This window comes from Pelagimonas sp. (assembly GCF_050633425.1).
Taxonomy (GTDB): domain Bacteria; phylum Pseudomonadota; class Alphaproteobacteria; order Rhodobacterales; family Rhodobacteraceae; genus Pelagimonas.
Window position 1 is genome coordinate 482,184 of sequence record NZ_JBOEGM010000008.1, and the last position, 18,097, is coordinate 500,280.

Annotated in this window: 14 protein-coding genes; 8 read left to right on the plus strand and 6 right to left on the minus strand. The window is 54.9% G+C overall.

Features of this window, described 5'->3' with window-relative positions; translation table 11 throughout:
- Positions 1 to 43: 43 nt before the first annotated feature.
- The 5 genes from ACRBB0_RS07925 to ACRBB0_RS07945 form a co-directional block, all read right to left on the minus strand.
- Positions 44 to 949, minus strand: a complete 906-nt coding sequence (locus tag ACRBB0_RS07925) for a DMT family transporter (RefSeq protein WP_431373933.1) — start codon at positions 947 to 949, stop codon at positions 44 to 46.
- Positions 950 to 1,061: 112 nt separating this feature from the next.
- Entirely contained in the window at positions 1,062 to 2,315 is a 1,254-nt protein-coding gene (locus ACRBB0_RS07930; RefSeq protein WP_431373866.1) for an OmpP1/FadL family transporter, read from the minus strand.
- 108 nt (positions 2,316 to 2,423) lie between these two features.
- Positions 2,424 to 3,299, minus strand: coding sequence for a DMT family transporter (locus tag ACRBB0_RS07935; RefSeq protein WP_431373867.1), 876 nt, complete (start codon positions 3,297 to 3,299; stop codon positions 2,424 to 2,426).
- Positions 3,300 to 3,364: 65 nt separating this feature from the next.
- Positions 3,365 to 5,239 carry a phosphatidylglycerol lysyltransferase domain-containing protein gene (locus tag ACRBB0_RS07940; protein WP_431373868.1) on the minus strand — a complete coding sequence of 625 codons (1,875 nt, stop codon included), beginning with the start codon at positions 5,237 to 5,239 and terminating at the stop codon, positions 3,365 to 3,367.
- A gap of 208 nt (positions 5,240 to 5,447) precedes the next feature.
- Positions 5,448 to 5,759, minus strand: a complete 312-nt coding sequence (locus ACRBB0_RS07945) for a DUF1476 domain-containing protein (protein ID WP_431373869.1) — start codon at positions 5,757 to 5,759, stop codon at positions 5,448 to 5,450.
- A gap of 219 nt (positions 5,760 to 5,978) precedes the next feature.
- Between ACRBB0_RS07945 and purC the strand changes: the two genes are divergently transcribed.
- The 7 genes from purC (at position 5,979) to ACRBB0_RS07980 (ending at position 15,729) form a co-directional block, all read left to right on the plus strand.
- Entirely contained in the window at positions 5,979 to 6,740 is a 762-nt protein-coding gene (gene purC, locus ACRBB0_RS07950) for a phosphoribosylaminoimidazolesuccinocarboxamide synthase (protein ID WP_431373870.1), read from the plus strand.
- A gap of 69 nt (positions 6,741 to 6,809) precedes the next feature.
- Positions 6,810 to 8,981 (plus strand): trypsin-like peptidase domain-containing protein, encoded by a 2,172-nt coding sequence (locus tag ACRBB0_RS07955; RefSeq protein WP_431373871.1) that lies wholly within the window; start codon positions 6,810 to 6,812, stop codon positions 8,979 to 8,981.
- A 146-nt stretch (positions 8,982 to 9,127) separates the two neighbouring features.
- A complete protein-coding gene (locus ACRBB0_RS07960) occupies positions 9,128 to 11,308 on the plus strand; it encodes a right-handed parallel beta-helix repeat-containing protein (RefSeq protein ID WP_431373872.1) in 2,181 nt (726 codons plus the stop codon).
- Between the two features lie 205 nt (positions 11,309 to 11,513).
- Positions 11,514 to 11,744 carry a phosphoribosylformylglycinamidine synthase subunit PurS gene (purS, locus tag ACRBB0_RS07965; RefSeq protein WP_431373873.1) on the plus strand — a complete coding sequence of 77 codons (231 nt, stop codon included), beginning with the start codon at positions 11,514 to 11,516 and terminating at the stop codon, positions 11,742 to 11,744.
- Positions 11,745 to 11,908: 164 nt separating this feature from the next.
- A complete protein-coding gene (gene purQ / locus ACRBB0_RS07970) occupies positions 11,909 to 12,574 on the plus strand; it encodes a phosphoribosylformylglycinamidine synthase subunit PurQ (RefSeq protein WP_431373874.1) in 666 nt (221 codons plus the stop codon).
- A gap of 46 nt (positions 12,575 to 12,620) precedes the next feature.
- On the plus strand, positions 12,621 to 14,387 hold the full coding sequence (locus ACRBB0_RS07975) for a sensor histidine kinase (RefSeq protein WP_431373934.1): 1,767 nt from the start codon (positions 12,621 to 12,623) through the stop codon (positions 14,385 to 14,387).
- Positions 14,388 to 14,394: 7 nt separating this feature from the next.
- Positions 14,395 to 15,729 carry a sigma-54-dependent transcriptional regulator gene (locus ACRBB0_RS07980; protein ID WP_431373875.1) on the plus strand — a complete coding sequence of 445 codons (1,335 nt, stop codon included), beginning with the start codon at positions 14,395 to 14,397 and terminating at the stop codon, positions 15,727 to 15,729.
- 95 nt (positions 15,730 to 15,824) lie between these two features.
- On the opposite strand, the gene gap is transcribed toward ACRBB0_RS07980, so the two are convergent.
- Entirely contained in the window at positions 15,825 to 16,829 is a 1,005-nt protein-coding gene (gene gap, locus ACRBB0_RS07985) for a type I glyceraldehyde-3-phosphate dehydrogenase (protein WP_431373876.1), read from the minus strand.
- Positions 16,830 to 17,122: 293 nt separating this feature from the next.
- On the opposite strand from gap, the gene ACRBB0_RS07990 reads away from it, so the two are divergent.
- A complete protein-coding gene (locus ACRBB0_RS07990) occupies positions 17,123 to 18,088 on the plus strand; it encodes a DUF808 domain-containing protein (protein WP_431373877.1) in 966 nt (321 codons plus the stop codon).
- Positions 18,089 to 18,097: the final 9 nt, after the last annotated feature.

The following is an 18,097-nucleotide window of genomic DNA, read 5'->3' on the forward strand; positions in this document are numbered from 1 at the left end:
GCGACCTGTCTGCCTTCTGACCTACGCGCCAAAGGCAGTAAGGTCAAACCATGCGTTTGCGACGGGTCAAACGAGGGTCCAAGATGGCCAAGCCAAGCGCGAGCAGGGCAAAACCTAAATAGGCTGACGGCATGAGGTTTTCCCCGCGAACAAGTGCGCCTAAAACGATGGCCACTGGCGGAATAAGAAGTGTCACCAACAACAAATTTCCCGCACCAGCGAGCGCTAAGACTTTGTAATACAGAAGATAAGCTGCAGCCGTGGCAATCAACGCAAAATACAACACGCCCATCCAAGTGGACACCGCCAAGTCAACAGATGGGACGCCTTCGAATATCAACATGAGCGGGGTCATCATGATGCTAGAGGCGGTCAACATGCCCGCGCTGGCATGCAAGGCTGAGAGGCCACCTAGACGCAACCGTCCCCAGGCTCCGGCAAGGGCGTAGCTGAATGTTCCTGCAATAACAGCAAATTGCGCGGTTGAGGTGATGTCAAACGTTAAGAGATTTGACGGCCCAATGGCAACCACGACACCGATAAAACCAACGCCCACCCCCAGAGTCTTGCGGAGAGTTAGCTTTTCGTCAGCAAAGACCAACGCTGCAACCAGCACCCCAAAAATGGCGGTTGATGCATTCAGAATGGAGGTCAGACCAGTCTCAATGTACAATTGCCCCCACGCCATTAAGCAAAATGGTATGACGTTGTTGAGCAAGCCCATGCCCCCAAAGCCGATCCAAAGCGTTGACGAAATCTTTGGAACATCGTGTCTAGCCAGCATGACAAGCCACAAAAACACGGCGGCGATGCTGGTGCGATAGAAAACTGAGGTCAGGGGGCCAATTTCATCCAGCGCGGTTCGGATGGCCAGAAAACTGCCGCCCCAAATAGCCGCCAGTAAGAGTAATGCGCCCCATGTGTAGGGGGTGAGTTGTGTTTGCGTCATAGCCAAACCGATATCGAATTTCCAGTCGATCAGGCGACCCGAAACTTGCGCTTTTCGCAAAGAAAAACGCCCAGCACATGGCCGGGCGTTTCCAAAAAATTTGTTGATGGATTTAGAAAGAAACGGTCAATGCAAGACCAAAACCGATGGCTGAGTTGCCTTCGAATTTTGCGCCGTCCGAAACTTCCGCATCGCCAAGTTTGACATATTCCATGCCACCGCGCAGGCTCACGTTGTCTTTTGTGAACTGGCCGCCAATACCAAAGGCAATCATGCCATCAGTTGGGGCAAGACGGGACGCTTCGCCACCATGGGCTTTTTCATAGCGCACTTGTGCAAAGCCCGAGGCGTTTTCGTTAAACTTGCGGCCAACACCAATACGCCATGTGGTTGTGTCGTTTTCATAGCCAGTGATTTCTTGGCCGGTGAGGGCGTCAAAGCTATCAGGGCGCACTTCCCATTTTGACCATTCTGTCCATTTGACGCTACCAAACACCAAAGTGTCTTTTGCTACGCCGGATTGGAAATCCAGGGTGACGGACTGAGGCATTTCAACTTCGGTCTTAGAGTTTGTATCGATACCCAAGCCCCGCAAGACTTCGTGTGTGTCAAACGTATGCGTGATGGAAGATTCCCAAGTGACACCCACGCGCAGCGCAATGTCGGGAATCTCATAGGCGGCACCAAGAATGAAACCCCAGTCACCGGTTTTTTTGCCTTCAGCGGTGTAATCGAGAATATCCGAACCACTGTCATAAGACGCCAAAACGAGCCCCAATGTGGCTGCATTGGTTGCTTTTTTTACATATTCGGCATGGTAGGGGCTCGATGGATCGGCACCACCAAGTGCCGCGAGTTGGGCCGCATCAGCAGTTTCTCGGGCCTGTCCATCTCGGGCACCATCAACAAAAGCAAGACCAGGAATTGTGATGTCAGCAGAGGAGGTTACGTAGCGCGCGCCCCCATAAACCGAAACGCGATCAGTGATGCCATAGCGCAAAACTGCGGCGATTTGCTGACTGTCCCATTCGGCGGCCAAGCCGGTGTAATATTCGTCAGAGTAGGCCGCGTCCGCGCCATAAGGGGTGTTCAAAAACAAACCGAACGACATTTTTTCGCCGAAATCGCGTTTGTACACGGCGGCGAGCGATGTGTAATCATTGGCGACATTGCCGGAATCCTGAGAGCCTGCGCCAGTGTCAAACTTGCCGGTTACGGTTGGGTTGACCAAGCTGACTGACACGCTCGCGACATCGCCCTCTTTGAACAGCAAGCTGTAGTCATTGGTCGCGCGTTCAATTCCACCGGCGCTTGCGATGGACGCCGTCATTGCGACCGCGCTCGCGGTCATGAGTGTCTTTTTCATTTTATCCCTCGTCCCGTTTTCGGGTTGTCTCCATGCATTATGGTAAGTGTAGGCTTTAACTCCGGTCAATTTTGACCGAGCGTCAAGGTGACGTGATTGGACGCTGCGTCACGTTTTTGTAACAGTTGTTCGGCGCGCCTCTAACCAGATGTTGGTATAGTTGGCCGCAAAGATCACCGCTGCGCCCAAGAACACGAGGCGATCAAGCTGTTCTTGATAGACCAACATCCCCACCAAAGCGACAACGGGCAGGCGGGTGAAATCGATTGGAATGACGACCGTTGCGGGGGCCAACCCAAGGGCTGTGGTCAAACAAAAATGCGCCACGAGACCGGCCAGAGATATCAACACAACCCAGGGCCAACTGCTCAGAGATGGCAGGGCGATATCACCATCATAGCCGGCGCAAATCAAACCCATCACCGCTTGCATAGCCGTCAGCCAAAACATGATGTTGGTGATTTTTTCGGTTCGGGTCAAAAGCCGGGTAAAAACAGCGGATCCGGCAAATCCGATCGCAGCCGTTGCCGCTGCGATTTGACCAAAACTCAGGCTTTCGGCGCTGGGGCGGGTGACGATCAAAATGCCGATAAACCCAAGCACAGCCGCGAAAATTCGGTTGAGCGTGAGGCGTTCATTCAAAACCAGGGGGCTTAGAAGCAAGACCCAGATGGGGGATGTAAATTCGAGCGCAAACACCTGAGCTAGCGGAATGACCGTGATGGCATAAAACCAAAGGTTTTGCCCGGTGAAATGTGAGATGTTACGCAGCCAATGCAGGCCAAGCCGGGTTGGTGCAATATCGCGGCGCGTGCCAGCAACATGAGAAATTGTGAGAACAAGGACCACGCCGATAAGCGAGCGGTAGAGCATGATTTCAAATGTATCGAGATCAAGGCTTATGGCGCGTCCGGCAATGGCCATGCCGGTAAAGGACACAATGGCGCCGATCATCCAGAAACAGGCTTTCAAAATATTGTTCACTATGCCTGATCCTTAGCCATCTTGCGCCGGATCACTGTGCAGAGCGGGCGCATGAAGGCAAGGTGTTATGCGCGGATTTTCAAATCTTGTTCTTCAGATTTCGCCAAATAGTCTGCCGGGGTTTCGCCGGTCAGCATGGCATCAAGGTACCAGGCATCCTGTTGAGAATAGGGAATCGACGGCGGATTTTTGATATGGACCCACAGATCAATTGCCCCGAGCAGCAAGGATATCCTATTGGGTGCAGCGATATACAAGCTCCGCCATGAGGGGGAAAAACTGGCCTTGAAACGGCTCAGGCCCGACGACACTTTCAGGCGTTTGGCGAGGTGCGGGTGGGGAACCGCCGCGAGATTGAATTCTCGTATCCCGTCTTTTTGGGCCTCTCCAATCATAAAATGAATGAGACCATGCATGGTTCCGGTTGGGAGGTCAGTGATGTGACGCATGATGTCGAGGCTTTGAACATCGGGTGCTGCGACTGTGGATGCAAAGGCCACCAAAGTGCCATTGTCAAAGGCCCCGAAAACCGCCTTGTCCTGCAAAAACAGGGGGCAAAATCGCCCCATGGTCAGCCCGCGTTCGGCGCCGTGGTTTGCTTCCCATTCATGGTGTATATCGGCCATTCGGGCCCAATCAGGGGTCTCAATTCGGGCGAATTTCAAACCGGCTTTATCGGCTTTTCGCAAGAATCGGCGCAATTGGCGGCGATTTGGCCCGTCGGTTGAGTAGGTCTGTGGGTCGATCACGGCTTCTTGTGCGAGGGCGGCAACCTTCCACCCGGCATGTTTGGCAAGAACAGCGTCGCGTCCGGTAATTTTGTACAATGTCGCGAAACGGTTTTGCTGCGCGGCTTCTTTGGTCAACTCCGGCAAAAGCTGGGACAGGCATCCGCAAATGGGCCCCAGAAACAGGGACAGGGATTGAGGTGTTTCAAGCACTGTCGCGTGGCTACGTCCGGCCGTTAAGCTTTGGCATACCGCTTGTTTGGTGATCACATGTTCCGCCCGCGGACCCGAATGACAGGCAGGTAATCTCTCAGTCGGATGAGGCACGATTGGCGGCGCAAGGCCCGCATAGGTAAACCCGATCAGGCAGGGGCCAACGTAATACACCAAACGAAACGCAATCAATGCGGCGGTCACAGCGGCAACATCAGATGTCGGGACCAAAGTCACAAGCGCAAGTTCAAAAGGGCCCACACCGCCGGGGGTCCCGCCGATCATGCCCGCGCCCAGAGCGACCGAAAATGCCGCCACCAGCATCAGGAAGGAAGGGGCAAGCTCGGATGGCAGCAAGATATAGAGTGCAAAGCCCGCAAATAATAAATCGCAAGCTGCAAGCCCAGACATATGCAACATTGCCCGAAGGCTGGGGAGGGTGAAACGCATCCCAAACAGCCGGTGGTTTGGGTATCGCATAAGGAACGCGACCGCCAACAATGCCAGGGCAGGACACAAAAAGAAGGCCAACACCGGCACGCCGGTTAAGATTGGCAACCCGATGCTGATCGTGAGAAGCGCCCAGGTGGCGAAGAACCCCAAGGTGACGAATCCGGTGATTTTCGCAATGGTTTTATGGCCGATTTCAGGCATCATCCGCCATCGGATTGCCCCGCCGATAATCGGCCCGAATCCAGTGGTTTGACTGACCGCGATAGCGCATCCGCCAGCGGCCCGTGCCGCGCGAGCGGGGATGCCTGTTTGAAAATGGCGATGCGCAATCACGTCATATTGAGCGATGGCCCAAAAGCTGACCGCAGTGGCGCAGGCCGCCGTAAGCCAGCGCCACCGGGGAATGGCATCAAACGAGGCCTGAACGGACTGCCAATCAAGCATCTGCGCCTTGGTCCAAAGAAGCCAGAGAAATCCAGCCCCGATAAGCATCGGAACAACCCGGCGCATCGCCTCAATCGGTTGATAAAAAACAGCTTTGACCACCACAATCCCCACTCTTTGCTGTTAAGAGTTTAAGGAGAGTTTGCTGCCTGCAAGTTAATGCTACACTTTGAATATATGGAATTGTCTTCAAAACGGTCCCGGCGTGGCCAGACCCGGTTTCGGCGCGTGCGCCCTTTAAGGCCCTATTTTACATAGAAAAAGGGCACCCAAACAGGTGCCCTTGCGTTCTTTGTCACTCAGCCGACTCTTAGGCTTCGTTTACGATCTGGCCTTTGGCTTCGATCAAAAACGCAGCGGCCGTGGCGCGGATTTCGTCTGCGGTCACATTGCCCAGATCGCCAACAACTTTGCGCACCACGTCTTCGTGGCCGGCTTCTTCGAAGTCAGATTTAACAACTTCGATCGCATAGGCTTCGGCCTCATCACCGGTTTTGCCAAGCTTTTCAGCCGCCCAAAGCCCCAACAGCTTGTTACAGCGTGCCTGTGCTTTGAAGTTCATTTCTTCGTCATGGGCGAATTTGTTTTCGAATGCGCTTTCGCGATCGTCAAAGGTGGTCATGGGATCATCCTCCTCATTGTCTTTGTCTGACAGATAGAAAAGCCCCTAGGAATTGTATAGGGGAAAATCGGGTGCGCGACTTTTTGCGCTGTAATATTAGTATCTACACAGCTATGCAGGCTGCCGCCTTGCGACAAGTCAAGCCTTGCAGTATGACCACCTCAACCAATCCACGCGCGCGATCCTGCGCGCGTTCTGTGTTTTTTGGAAAGGGCCCCGATGGCACGGCGCAAAAAGATCTACGAAGGCAAAGCGAAAACTCTGTACGAAGGCCCCGAGCCGGGAACAATCGTTCAGTATTTTAAGGATGACGCCACCGCCTTTAACGCAGAGAAAAAAGATGTGATCGAAGGCAAGGGGGTTCTGAACAACCTGCTGAGCGAACATTTTATGGTAGGTCTTGGCGCGGTTGGCGTTCCGACGCATTTCATCAAGCGTTTGAACATGCGCGAACAATTGGTCCGCAGCTGTGAGATCATTCCTCTGGAAGTGATTGTGCGCAACTATGCTGCTGGATCAATGACCAAGCGTTTGGGGATCGAAGAAGGCACCGCGATGCCGCGCCCGATTGTTGAATATTGTTATAAGGACGACAAGCTGGGTGATCCGCTTGTCACCGAAGAGCACATCGCCGCCTTTGGATGGGCCAGCCAGCAGGATATGGATGACATCATTGCCTTGGCATTGCGGGTCAATGATTTCCTCTCTGGTCTGATGTATGGTGTCGGCATTCGCCTGATTGATTTCAAAATCGAAATTGGTCGCGTCTTTGATGGTGATTTCCAGCGCCTTGTTGTCGCCGATGAAATCAGCCCGGATAGCTGCCGTTTGTGGGATATCGAAACGGGTCAAAAGCTCGACAAAGATGTGTTCCGTCGCGATTTGGGAAGCTTGACCGACGCCTATACCGAAGTGGCCAATCGTCTTGGTGTGATGCCAAAGCAATCCACTCCGATGACCAAACCCACGTTGATCAACTGATCTTTTCGCCAGTTTGGTAAAATTCAACGGCTTTGTTAGACTAAGCGCATTGAACCTGAGGAGGGTCCGATGCGCTTTTTCTCTGTTTTGGCTTTTTTTATGGCTCTGTCGTCGCCCGTTTGTGCACAAGCCCCAGTGTCCAACTCCGAAGTCGGGCCGGAAGTTGGGCCAGAAGCTGGGCCGGAAGTTGGGCCGGAAGTTGGGCCAGAATATCTGCAAGAATACGACCCGGCGGATTTCGGCAAGATTGTCATAGCCCCGCGCCAATCCACCGGGAATTTGGTGTTTGAACAGGCCTTTGGATCGTATCAGAACGAACCGGTCGCAACCTATTCTGAAAACAGTACCGCGCGGGTTTTGGGGCGTCCCATCGGTCGGCTTGACTTGCTCTCTGTCCAGGACCGTCTCGGGTTTTGCACGGCTTTTCTTGTTGATGCCAAGCATATCGTCACCAATCATCATTGCCTTCCACAAGAGGGGCCGGCGCGCGTCAAAGCTGCACAGCTTGTCATGGGATTTACCGATCAGGGGTTGGGCGAAGGTGCTGAAAAGTTTCAGGTTTTGATTGAACCGATCGAAAGTGATAAGGCGCTCGACTACGCAGTGCTCGAAGTTTTCGGGAACCCGTCGCAGAGGTTTGGCACGGTCACCTTGTCAGATGATGCCCCCGAAGACGGCAGCTTCCTCTGGATCATTGGCCATCCGCATGGGTTGGCCCAGCATATCAGCCGCGAAGGCTGTGCGGCCTCTGATCCTGCGGTGTCTTCCGAAGGAAAGCTTGTCCACACATGTGACACCCTGCGCGGCAATTCCGGCTCGCCGGTCTTTGATATCCATGCGCGCGCCGTCATTGGCCTGCATCACGCGGGCGATCGGCGGACCGGGTTCAACTATGCCATTCCGATGCGGCAGATCCTTGAACACAGCAAAGTATTACGCGCCGCTCTCCCCAAAGCCGAGCAAACAGCGGCCGCCCCGGTCATCGACACGGTTTGTGCGGCGCAATGGAACGAACTGTCCAAAACAAAATGTGCCGACCTAAAAGGCTTTGCCGCAAGCTGCGCGCTCCATCCCATGGCCAATGTTGCTAAAGAACTGGCCAAGCAAATGTGCCAAATCGAAGATGAACAACGTCTGGTGCAAGAGCAAAAGCAAGAGTTGCGAAGGATCAGAGCCGCGATGCGCGAGCGCCAAAGTCAGGCCGAACGGCTGAAACTTGTGCTGGATAGCGTCAAAGATCGCACCGGAGACATCAGTCAATCCATCACCGAGCGCCTGTTTTCCAGTGACCAAATGGCGGTCAAAATGGTGTGGTTTGATGTTGAAGCGGACATCAGACCGCTGGAACGCGCGTTGTTTGACCAAGCCTTTGATGCGGAGGCACGCTTAAGGGACGTCAAATTTCTTGCACAAGACATGTCCTATTATGAAACGCCACATTTTCTCAAATACCATCCTGAAGAAATGGATGCGCTTTTGAAGACAGCCCGTGATCATTTGGCGGCCATCGAGACGCAGTACGACAAGATTACAAAACCCTATTTTTACGCCAACTCAGAGGCAAACAAAGCCAAGTCTTTGACGCGCAGTTTGGAAGATGCGCGGGCCGTGGCCCTTGAATGGAGCGGGCTTCGCATTGCCGGGGCGCAACTGGATTTCACGTTTCTAAAGGCCCTGTCGGCGGAGTTGGATAAACTCCTGACGGACATCACCGTTTTGACGCAGGATGTGCAGGCGCGTGATCAAAAACCGCGCTTTGTGCTCGGGAATCTTGAGTCGGCACAGTCCAACGTCATGTTTCTCCAAGAGCTTTTGCAATCTGGTGTTGCTGCCACGGAAAAGCAGCTGAGCGCAATGGAACGCGATTTTGACCTGATCACGTCGGTTACGTCTGACAAGGATATGGCCCAGATGATCCAAACTGTTGGCAATGGGGCGCAGATGACGCGAAACGAATTGCAGCGCGTCAGAAAACACATCGCAGACGCGCGCGCGGATTTGAACGAGGTCACGCGTGAATTAGACGCGGACGCAGGCGCGCTAAAAGACGGCTATCACGCAGACATCCTTCTCCGCCCGGAAAATTTTGACATCACCTTGTTGCCAAAACTGCTGGCGAATGCGCCGTATTCTCGTGTCCAAAAGGAAGACATGCTGACCTATGCCCAAGAGGCATTGGCCCATCCCAGCACCCTTCCTGCGGTTCTAGAGGAGCTACGGCTCGCCCTCAGCCCGTATTGAGACCGGGGAATTGATCAGGGTATTGATTGGGGTATTGATACTGGGTTTGGCTCACATCCTGCACGAGGCATGGTATTCTTTACTTGGCGGAACCCAAGGCCACAGTCTAGGCTTGTGGCAACTTTTTGCTATCCGGGGACATTGCCATGCGTCGTTTGATTTCTGCTATCGCATTGATAACAAGTTCGACTGTTTTTGCTTCACAGGCTGTGGCTCAGGCCCCGGCTGAATTTGATCCCAACGATTTCGGGAAAATCGTCATTCAACCCCGTCAGGTTGCCGGTGGTGGTGGCGGCGGGGGCAGTGGTTTTGTCCTGGAACAGGCCTTTGGGGATTACCAAAACGAGCCGATCATCGAATATGGTGAAAACAGTCCGGCGGTTCGCCTGGGGCGTCCGATTGGGCGGTTGGATATGCTGTTTCAAAACGGCAAGACCGGATTTTGCACGGCGTTTATCGTGGATGACAAACATATCCTGACCAACCATCACTGTATTCCAGGAATGGATGGCGATCCGAGCGGGCAGGTCAGCGGTGTGCAGGCGGCGCAGTTTGTTGCCGGGTTTATCAAGCCGGGCCGGGCCGAGGGCACTGACCGCTTTACCGTTTCGCCTCAGATCGTCGAAACAAACCGCGAGCTGGATTACACCGTGCTGCGGGTGTTCGGAAATCCGTCGACCAAATATGGCAAGCTGGAACTGGCGATGGCCGATCCTGAAGATGCCGAATTCCTGTGGATTATCGGCCACCCGCAGGGGCAATCCCAGCATATTTCGCGCGAAGGCTGTGCCGCAGCGACCCCCGCGATTTCCGAAGAGGGCAAGCTCGTCCATAGCTGCGATACACTGGGCGGCAATTCAGGCTCTCCGGTGATCCGTTTGAGCGACAAACGCGTGATTGGTCTGCACCATGCCGGCGACAACCGCACCGGGTTCAACATGGCGATCCCGATGACCCGCATCTTGCCGCAAAGTCAGGTTCTCAAAGCAGCCGTCGGGGCGCAAGCGGTTGCGGCCGCACCGGCTCCTGTGGCTCCGACACCGCCTAAAACGGCACCTGTCGCGGCCCCCGTGGCACAAGGCAGCGCGTGTTCAGCGCTTTGGAATGAGGCCAAGGCAGTCGGATGTGCTGGCTATGAAGCCTATGTCGCCGAATGTGGAAGCCACACATTTGCGTCGATGGCGCGCCGGGTGATTGAGCGCGAATGCACGGTGCCCACTGTTGCGCCTGTCGAAAAAAGCGACGGCGCTGTGTTGACGGTCAAAGCCAATGGCGGCGGTGATTATTTTGAAATCGCCGATGCAATACAGGCCGCCGGTGAGGGTGCGCGGATCAATGTTTATCCGGGCCGCTATAGCAAAGGCCTTGATGTGACCCGGCCGGTAGAGGTGATTGGCGTTGGGGACAAATCAGACATCATTCTGGAAGTTGCAGACGATAACATTATCGAATGGACGGCCAGCGCAGGTCGGGTGTCTGGTTTGACCATGATCCAAGCCGGGGGCAAGTATTTCGGCATTCACCTCGCGGGTGGCTCGATGATCCTTGAAGACAATGACATCACCTCGCAAGGTCTTGGTATCATTGCAATTCGCGGCAATGAAGGCGGCACCATTCGGCGCAACACGATCCATGATGGTGTTCAGGGCGGCATATTTATCTTTGAAAAGGGCAAGGCCACAATCGAAGACAATTCGATTTCCGGCAATGGTCTTGCTGGGATCGAAGTCAAAGGAGGAGCAGCACCAATCGTACGTGGCAACACGCTGTTTGATGGCAAAGGGAGCGGCATTTTTGTCAACGAAGGCGGGACCGGCCGCTATGAAAACAACACGATCTACAACAATGCCTATGCCGGGATCGAAGTCAAAGGCGCTGCTGATCCGCTGATTACCAACAATATCGTGCGTAACGGGTTGCAAGGCGGTGTGATGATTTCCGACAAATCCACGGCGCGGATCGAAAGCAATACGATCTATGCCAATACCTTTGCCGGGCTTGAGATCAAATCAGGGGCCAATCCGGTGGTTTGGAACAACGTTTTGCGCGACGGTCAACAAAGTGCGGTCTATATCCACGAGGGCGGCAAAGGTGTGCTTGAGGAAAACAAGATCCACAATAATGCGTTTTACGGAATTTCGGTGCGCGACGACAGCCGCCCGATCATCCGGGAAAACAGAATTTTCGACAATGTCTATGAAGCGATACGGATTCGGGCCGGGGCTTCGGGCACCTACGAAAACAATGACCTGAGCGGCAATACCGCCGGGGCCTTTCTGATCGAAGATGATGCCGGAGAGGTTCTGCGCATGGGCAACAAAGAATAAGCCAATAGCGCGATCCAATCCAAAGGCGCACCCCTCTGTGCCCACCAACGCCCCGGCTCACAACCGGGGCGTTTTGTGTTTTGCGCGTGTTTTTGTGCTTAATTCCCAAGAACAGCGGCCAGAGGGCTTGCAATTCCCGGCGCAATCGGGTTCCTCCGCAGCCAAACAGCGACGACTGTATTAGACGTCAATCAGGAGGACGATCATGAAGGTTCGGGTGCATGTGATGCTCAAGCAAGGTGTTCTTGATCCACAAGGTGAGGCCGTGCGCCACGCGCTTGGGGCTCTGGGGTTTGAAGGTGTATCTTCGGTCCGTCAGGGTAAAGTGATCGAGATGGATCTGGCCGACGGCACCTCTGAGGCCACAATTGGAGAGATGTGTGAAAAGCTGCTCGCCAATACCGTGATCGAAAGCTACCGGATCGAAGCGCTGTAGGTCAGCCTTCGACACGACGATGTGAGTGTCTTGGGCGCGCAAATACTGCGCCCAAATGACCGCCAAACGAACCCGCCCTTGATCCGATCCCAACTCATGGGTAGGCACGGGCCACACCCAGATTTCGACCCAGATTTCGATCACATTTCGACAGGAGCCAGCCCATGAAAGCCGCCGTCATTGTCTTTCCCGGATCCAACTGCGACCGCGACATGGCCGTTGCCTATGAACAGGCCGGTTTTGAAGTTGAGATGGTCTGGCACAAAGAGACCACCTTGCCATCGGGCATTGATATGGTCGGTGTTCCGGGCGGTTTCTCGTTTGGCGATTACCTGCGTTGTGGCGCGATTGCGGCCAATGCGCCGATTGTTCGCGATGTAAAAGCCTTTGCCGATAAGGGCGGGTATGTCTTGGGTGTCTGTAACGGTTTTCAGGTGTTGACCGAAACCGGATTGCTGCCGGGCGCATTGTTGCGCAACGCTGAGCTGAAATACATCTGCCGTACCATTGGTCTCAAGGTTGACGGTCAGAGCGTCTTTACCCAAGGCTATGAGCAGGGCGAAGAGATCGCGCTTCCGATTGCGCATCACGACGGCAACTATCACGCAGACGATGCGACGCTGGACATGCTGGAAGCCGATGGCCGGGTTGCGTTCCGCTACACCGACAATCCGAACGGATCGGCGCGCGACATTGCCGGGATCGTTTCCGCCAATCGTCGGGTGCTTGGCATGATGCCTCATCCCGAACGTGCGTCAGAAGCCGCTCATGGCAACCAAGATGGTGCGCGCCTTTTCGCCAATTTGACCGAATTGCTCGCCAACGCCTAAACACCATGGCTTGAGACTGGGGCAGGGCGCGCGTATCCTGCCTGATATGTCAGTGACATCCACCACAACCTCTGCGCGCCCTCGGCGCTCTGGCCCTTTGTCGGGGCGCGTCCGTTGGGCGTTGCTCTTGCTTGTAGTGGTCGCTGTTGTGACCGTGTGGTTTACCAACCGCCTGCTGACTCAGCGCTTTACAGAAACCACCCAAAACCGTGCCGAACTGCGGCTGGCGCTTTATTCTGGCAACCTGATTTCAGAGCTGCGCCGCAACGCCATTGTGCCCCAGCTGTTGGCCCGTGACCCGGCGTTGATTGGCGCTCTGAACTCTGGTGAATACACCCAAAGCTCGCAGCGTTTGATCTCCTTTGTTGATGAAATCGGGGCCGAGTCTCTGATGCTGATGGATCGTGACGGGCGGACCGTCGCTGCAACTGACCGCAGCCGTCTGGGCGAAAATCATCGCCAAGATGGCTATTTCGTTGATGCGATCCGCTCAAATGCAACCGTCTTTACCACCAATGAGCGTGAAGCCGGCGGCTACAGTTTCACCTATTCCCGCCAGGTCGAAAGCGGCAATGAAACCGTCGGCGTGATCATGATCGAAGTCGATCTGGCCAAGTTTGAACGCGCCTGGGCCGGCATTTCCGATGCTGTTTTTGTGACCAATTCCGAAAGCACGATTATTCTGGCCACAGAACCGCGTTGGCGCGGCCTCACACCTGAGGTCGCTCTTGAACGTCAACCGGCGGATAGCGCCATTGAACGCGCCATTCAGGTGACAACGGATTGGACCGCCAAAGAGGCCGACGCCTATCTCAGGGGCGAAGCTGTGATGCGCATTGACGGCCGCATTCCGTTTCGCGGTTGGACTTTGACGACATTCACAACCTATGCCTCGGTGCGTGAACGGGTAAACGCATTTTTAGCGATTGAAATCATGGGGTTCGCCATTTTGGCCGCTCTGGTATTTTATGCATTGTCGCGTAAAACAGCCGTACGTATGGCGCTGTTTCAACGCGAATCCGCAGAGCTGCGCGCCCTAAACGCCCGCCTCCAGCGTGAGATTTCTGAACGGGAAAAAGTGCAAAAGAACCTCGCTGTGGCCGAGCAATCCTTGGCGCAAAGCTCAAAACTTGCGGCCTTGGGGGAAATGTCCGCGGCCGTAAGTCATGAGCTGAACCAACCGCTGGCTGCGATGAAAACCTATCTGGCTGGCGCACGGCTTTTGCTGCGCCGAAATCGCCCGGACGAAGCCCTTAGCGCCTTTCATCGCATTGACGATCTGATCGAACGCATGGGGGCGATCACCAAACAGCTGAAATCCTATGCGCGCAAAGGCCAGGAAACCTTTAGCCCGGTCGATATGGGCGCGGCCTTGGGCAGTGCCATGTCGATGATGGAACCGCAGCTCAAGGTGCGCCGTGTGCGTATTTCGCGCATCCTGCCGGATAATCCGGTTTTGGTGATGGGGGATCGGATGCGCATTGAGCAGGTTTTGGTCAACCTCTTGCGCAATGCCCTTGATGCCACCAAATCAGTAGATGACCCCAAGGTGGACATCATTTTGGCGGCCGGGGAAACGGCGACGCTGAGCGTGCGCGACAACGGCCACGGGATCGAAGATTTGGATGCTCTGTTTGAGCCATTCTATACGACCAAACAGCCCGGTGATGGGGTTGGTCTTGGGTTGGCGATTTCCTCGGGGATCGTCTCGGAATTGGGGGGTCGTTTGACCGCTCGCAACGGTGAAAACGGAGGCGCGGTGTTCGAAATGCAGCTTCCGGTTCTAAATGAAAATTCGCAGGCAGCGGAGTAAGGGTATCATGGCAAACGCAATGAAAATCGCCATCGTGGATGACGAACAGGACATGCGGCAATCAATCAGCCAGTGGTTGGCGCTGTCTGGTTACGACACCGAAACCTTTGCGTCGGCCGAAGAAGCGCTTGGCACGCTTGGGCCGGAATATCCGGGCATTGTGATCTCTGACATCAAGATGCCGGGGATGGATGGCATTCAGCTGTTGAAGAAGCTCATGGGGGCCGACAGTTCCTTGCCGGTTATTATGATCACGGGCCATGGCGATGTGCCGATTGCGGTCGAAGCGATGCGCATCGGTGCGTTTGATTTCCTTGAAAAGCCGTTCAATCCTGATCGCATGTCCGAGCTGGCCAAAAAGGCCACAAATGCCCGTCGTCTCACCTTGGACACGCGGGCGTTGCGCCGCGAATTGTCGGATGGTGGCCAGATCATGAGCAAACTGATCGGTGCGAGCCCGGTGATGGAGCGTTTGCGCGAAGACATTCTTGATCTCGGTCAGGCTGACGGCCATGTTTTGATCGAAGGGGAAACCGGTACTGGCAAAACATTGGTCGCCCATGCTTTGCATTCGGTGGGCGCGCGCGCCGGTAAGAAATTCGTGCTGATTTCCTGTGGTGCCCATGATGAAGATGCGCTGATGCAGCGTTTGTTTGGCCCGATGCAGCCCGAAGACACCCGCCTGCCAGCCATAGAAGAAGCGCGCGGCGGCACTCTGGTGCTCGAAGACATCGAGGCGTTATCAGATGCGGCTCAGGCCCGGTTGCTGAGCGTTATCAACGATCAGGGCAACCCGCCCGAAACCCGTATCGTTGCTATCTGCAACCTTCAAGACGAAGGCCGGACCTGCGAAAGCGTGTTGCGCTCTGATCTTTATTATCGCTTGGCGGCGCTCAAAATTGTTGTTCCGCCGCTGCGCTCGCGCGGTGAAGATATCCTGACCCTGTTCACCCGTCTCTCGGAACAATTCTCAGAGGAATATGGCTGTGACGCTCCAAAAGTGTCGGCCCAAGAGGCGGCGCAATTGCTCCAGGCTCCATGGCCCGGCAATGTCCGTCAATTGATCAATCTGGCCGAACGCGCGGTGTTACAAGCGCGACGCGGGCAAGGCACAATCGCGTCCCTTCTCATGAGCGATCACGATCAAATGCAACCGGTCATGACCACCGAAGGCAAGCCGCTCAAGGAATATGTTGAGGCCTTCGAACGCATGCTGATTGACAACACCATGCGCCGGCACAAAGGATCTATCGCCTCGGTGATGGAAGAGCTGTGCCTGCCGCGCCGGACTTTGAACGAAAAGATGGCCAAATACGCATTGCAACGGGCCGATTATCTGTAATTGCGCCCGTCAACGCGACAATTGAAATCAAAAAGGCCCGGCGATTAAACCGGGCCTTTCTTAAATCTGCATCACTGCCGAATGGTGACTGTCGATTAGTGCAACAAACGGCCCATAGCTGCGGCCACATCGGCCATACGCGCCGAAAAGCCCCACTCGTTGTCATACCACGCCAGAACACGAACCAGACGGCCGCCGGTGACCTTGGTCTGATCGGGTGCAAAGATCGAGCTTGCGGTTGTGTGGTTGAAATCAATCGAAACTTTTTGCTCAGGATCGTAGTCCAGAACCATGCCCATATGGCCGTTCGCGGCCTCGGCCATCACTTCGTTCACATCGGCCACGGTGACGTCTTTCTTGGCATAGAACGTCAAATCAACGGCCGATACATTTGGCGTCGGAACGCGCACAGCAGAGCCGTCAAGCTTGCCTTTTAGGTTGGGCAACACTTCTCCTAGCGCCTTGGCGGCACCTGTGGAGGTCGGGATCATCGCCATCGCCGCAGCGCGCGCGCGGTACAGATCATCATGGCGGCGGTCCAATGTTGGTTGGTCGCCAGTATAAGAGTGGATCGTCGTCATGATGCCGCTCTCGATGCCAATCGCTTCGTCCAGAACTTTGGCCAGCGGAGCAAGACAGTTGGTGGTGCAAGAGCCGTTTGACACCATGACATCACCCTTGACCATGTCGCGGTGGTTCACGCCATAAACGACGGTACGCTGTACGTTTTTGGCCGGTGCCGAGATCAAAACAGACTTGGCGCCTTGGTCCAAATGCCGGTTTGCCTTGGTGCCGTCGTTGAACTTGCCGGTGCATTCCAGAACCACGTCACAGCCGGTCCAGTCCAGCTCATCCATTTTATAGGTCGACATCACATCAATCGGGCCGCGGCCCAGATCAATCGAATTGCCCGACACCTGAATATTGCCAGGAAAACGACCATGGACGCTGTCATAGCGCAGCAGGTGCGCGGCGGTTTCAATCGGGCCTGTGGCGTTGATTTTTACCACCTGAACATCATTGCGCGCGGATTCCGCAATGTGGGACAAGGTGCAGCGGCCGATGCGGCCAAATCCGTTGATGCCTACAGTAACAGTCATGAATGCGGTCTCCTGGCTGGTGATCTTGAGGTGTGATCCTTGGCGATGCGTATACGGTGGGCTACAGTGGTGGCCAAGCAAAAAGTGTTTTCTGACAGTATGTTAGCGGTAAACCTGCCGATCGTGTCCTTGGTTGCGCTAACGAAGTCACAGGGTTTGCGTTAACGGAAAATCAATCCTTTGGGAAAAGACAGAATCGTTTCCCTGTTAACACCCGGCACGCGACGGGATAGGGTCGGCTCAACAGGAAATCTGAGGGTCCTTTGGCCCGACAGGACAAAGGACATGCGACTATGAGCGGATTGCTGGCTCTGCTGGACGATGTTTCAGCGATTGCAAAAATTGCGGCGGCTTCGGTGGATGATATTGGTGCGGCGGCGATGAAGGCTGGATCAAAGACCGCAGGTGTTGTGATCGACGACGCTGCTGTGACACCTAAATATGTTCAGGGTTTTGCCCCAGCCCGCGAATTGCCGATCATCTGGCGGATTGCGCGCGGCTCCTTCATCAACAAGCTTGTCCTGTTGATGCCTGCCGTCTTGCTGATGGCGGCCTTTGCGCCATGGCTGGTCTGGCCATTGTTAATCATGGGCGGCTGTTATCTGTGTTTCGAGGGGGCCGAAAAGATCGTGCACGTCTTAATGCCCCATGATGCGCATTCCGGCGGGCCGGATGGAAGCCATGACGTCAAAGATCCTGAACACCTCGAAGAAGAAAAGATCAAGGGCGCGATCAAGACCGATTTCATTTTGTCGGCTGAAATCATGGTGATCTCGCTATCGGCAATCGAGGCCCCGAATTTCTTCATGCAGGCGGCGACCTTGGCGGTTGTTGCTGTGATGATCACCGCTGTTGTTTATGGGGCCGTCGCGGTCATTGTCAAAATGGACGATATCGGCATGTGGATGAACCAGAACAGTGGTATTGGGGCCATCCGCGCCCTTGGCCGAATGATTGTGCGGTTTATGCCCTGGCTGCTTAAAGCGCTGACGGTGATCGGCACCGCCGCCATGCTTTGGGTCGGTGGGTCGATCATTGTGCATTCCCTGCATGAAATGGGTTGGCATTTTCCCGAAGAGCAAATCCACCACATCGCGGTCGCCTATGGGCAGCAAAATCCAGGGTTGGAATGGGGCATCACGGCCGCCATTGATTTCGTTCTCGGATTTTTGATCGGTCTGGTTTTGATCCCTGTCGGCACCAAAATAGTCGCACCGATTTGGGGCAAGCTCTTTGGAGGCGCGGCCCAAGCGCACTAACCCTTTCGC

Coding starts and splice junctions, on each gene's coding strand:
- ACRBB0_RS07990 (WP_431373877.1), top strand. CDS start 17,123: ATGAGCGGATTGCTGGCTCTGCTGGACGATGTTTCAGCGATTGCAAAA.
- ACRBB0_RS07960 (WP_431373872.1), top strand. CDS start 9,128: ATGCGTCGTTTGATTTCTGCTATCGCATTGATAACAAGTTCGACTGTT.
- purS (WP_431373873.1), top strand. CDS start 11,514: ATGAAGGTTCGGGTGCATGTGATGCTCAAGCAAGGTGTTCTTGATCCA.
- gap (WP_431373876.1), bottom strand. CDS start 16,829: ATGACTGTTACTGTAGGCATCAACGGATTTGGCCGCATCGGCCGCTGC.
- ACRBB0_RS07925 (WP_431373933.1), bottom strand. CDS start 949: ATGACGCAAACACAACTCACCCCCTACACATGGGGCGCATTACTCTTA.
- purQ (WP_431373874.1), top strand. CDS start 11,909: ATGAAAGCCGCCGTCATTGTCTTTCCCGGATCCAACTGCGACCGCGAC.
- ACRBB0_RS07930 (WP_431373866.1), bottom strand. CDS start 2,315: ATGAAAAAGACACTCATGACCGCGAGCGCGGTCGCAATGACGGCGTCC.
- ACRBB0_RS07975 (WP_431373934.1), top strand. CDS start 12,621: ATGTCAGTGACATCCACCACAACCTCTGCGCGCCCTCGGCGCTCTGGC.
- ACRBB0_RS07980 (WP_431373875.1), top strand. CDS start 14,395: ATGGCAAACGCAATGAAAATCGCCATCGTGGATGACGAACAGGACATG.
- purC (WP_431373870.1), top strand. CDS start 5,979: ATGGCACGGCGCAAAAAGATCTACGAAGGCAAAGCGAAAACTCTGTAC.
- ACRBB0_RS07955 (WP_431373871.1), top strand. CDS start 6,810: ATGCGCTTTTTCTCTGTTTTGGCTTTTTTTATGGCTCTGTCGTCGCCC.
- ACRBB0_RS07945 (WP_431373869.1), bottom strand. CDS start 5,759: ATGACCACCTTTGACGATCGCGAAAGCGCATTCGAAAACAAATTCGCC.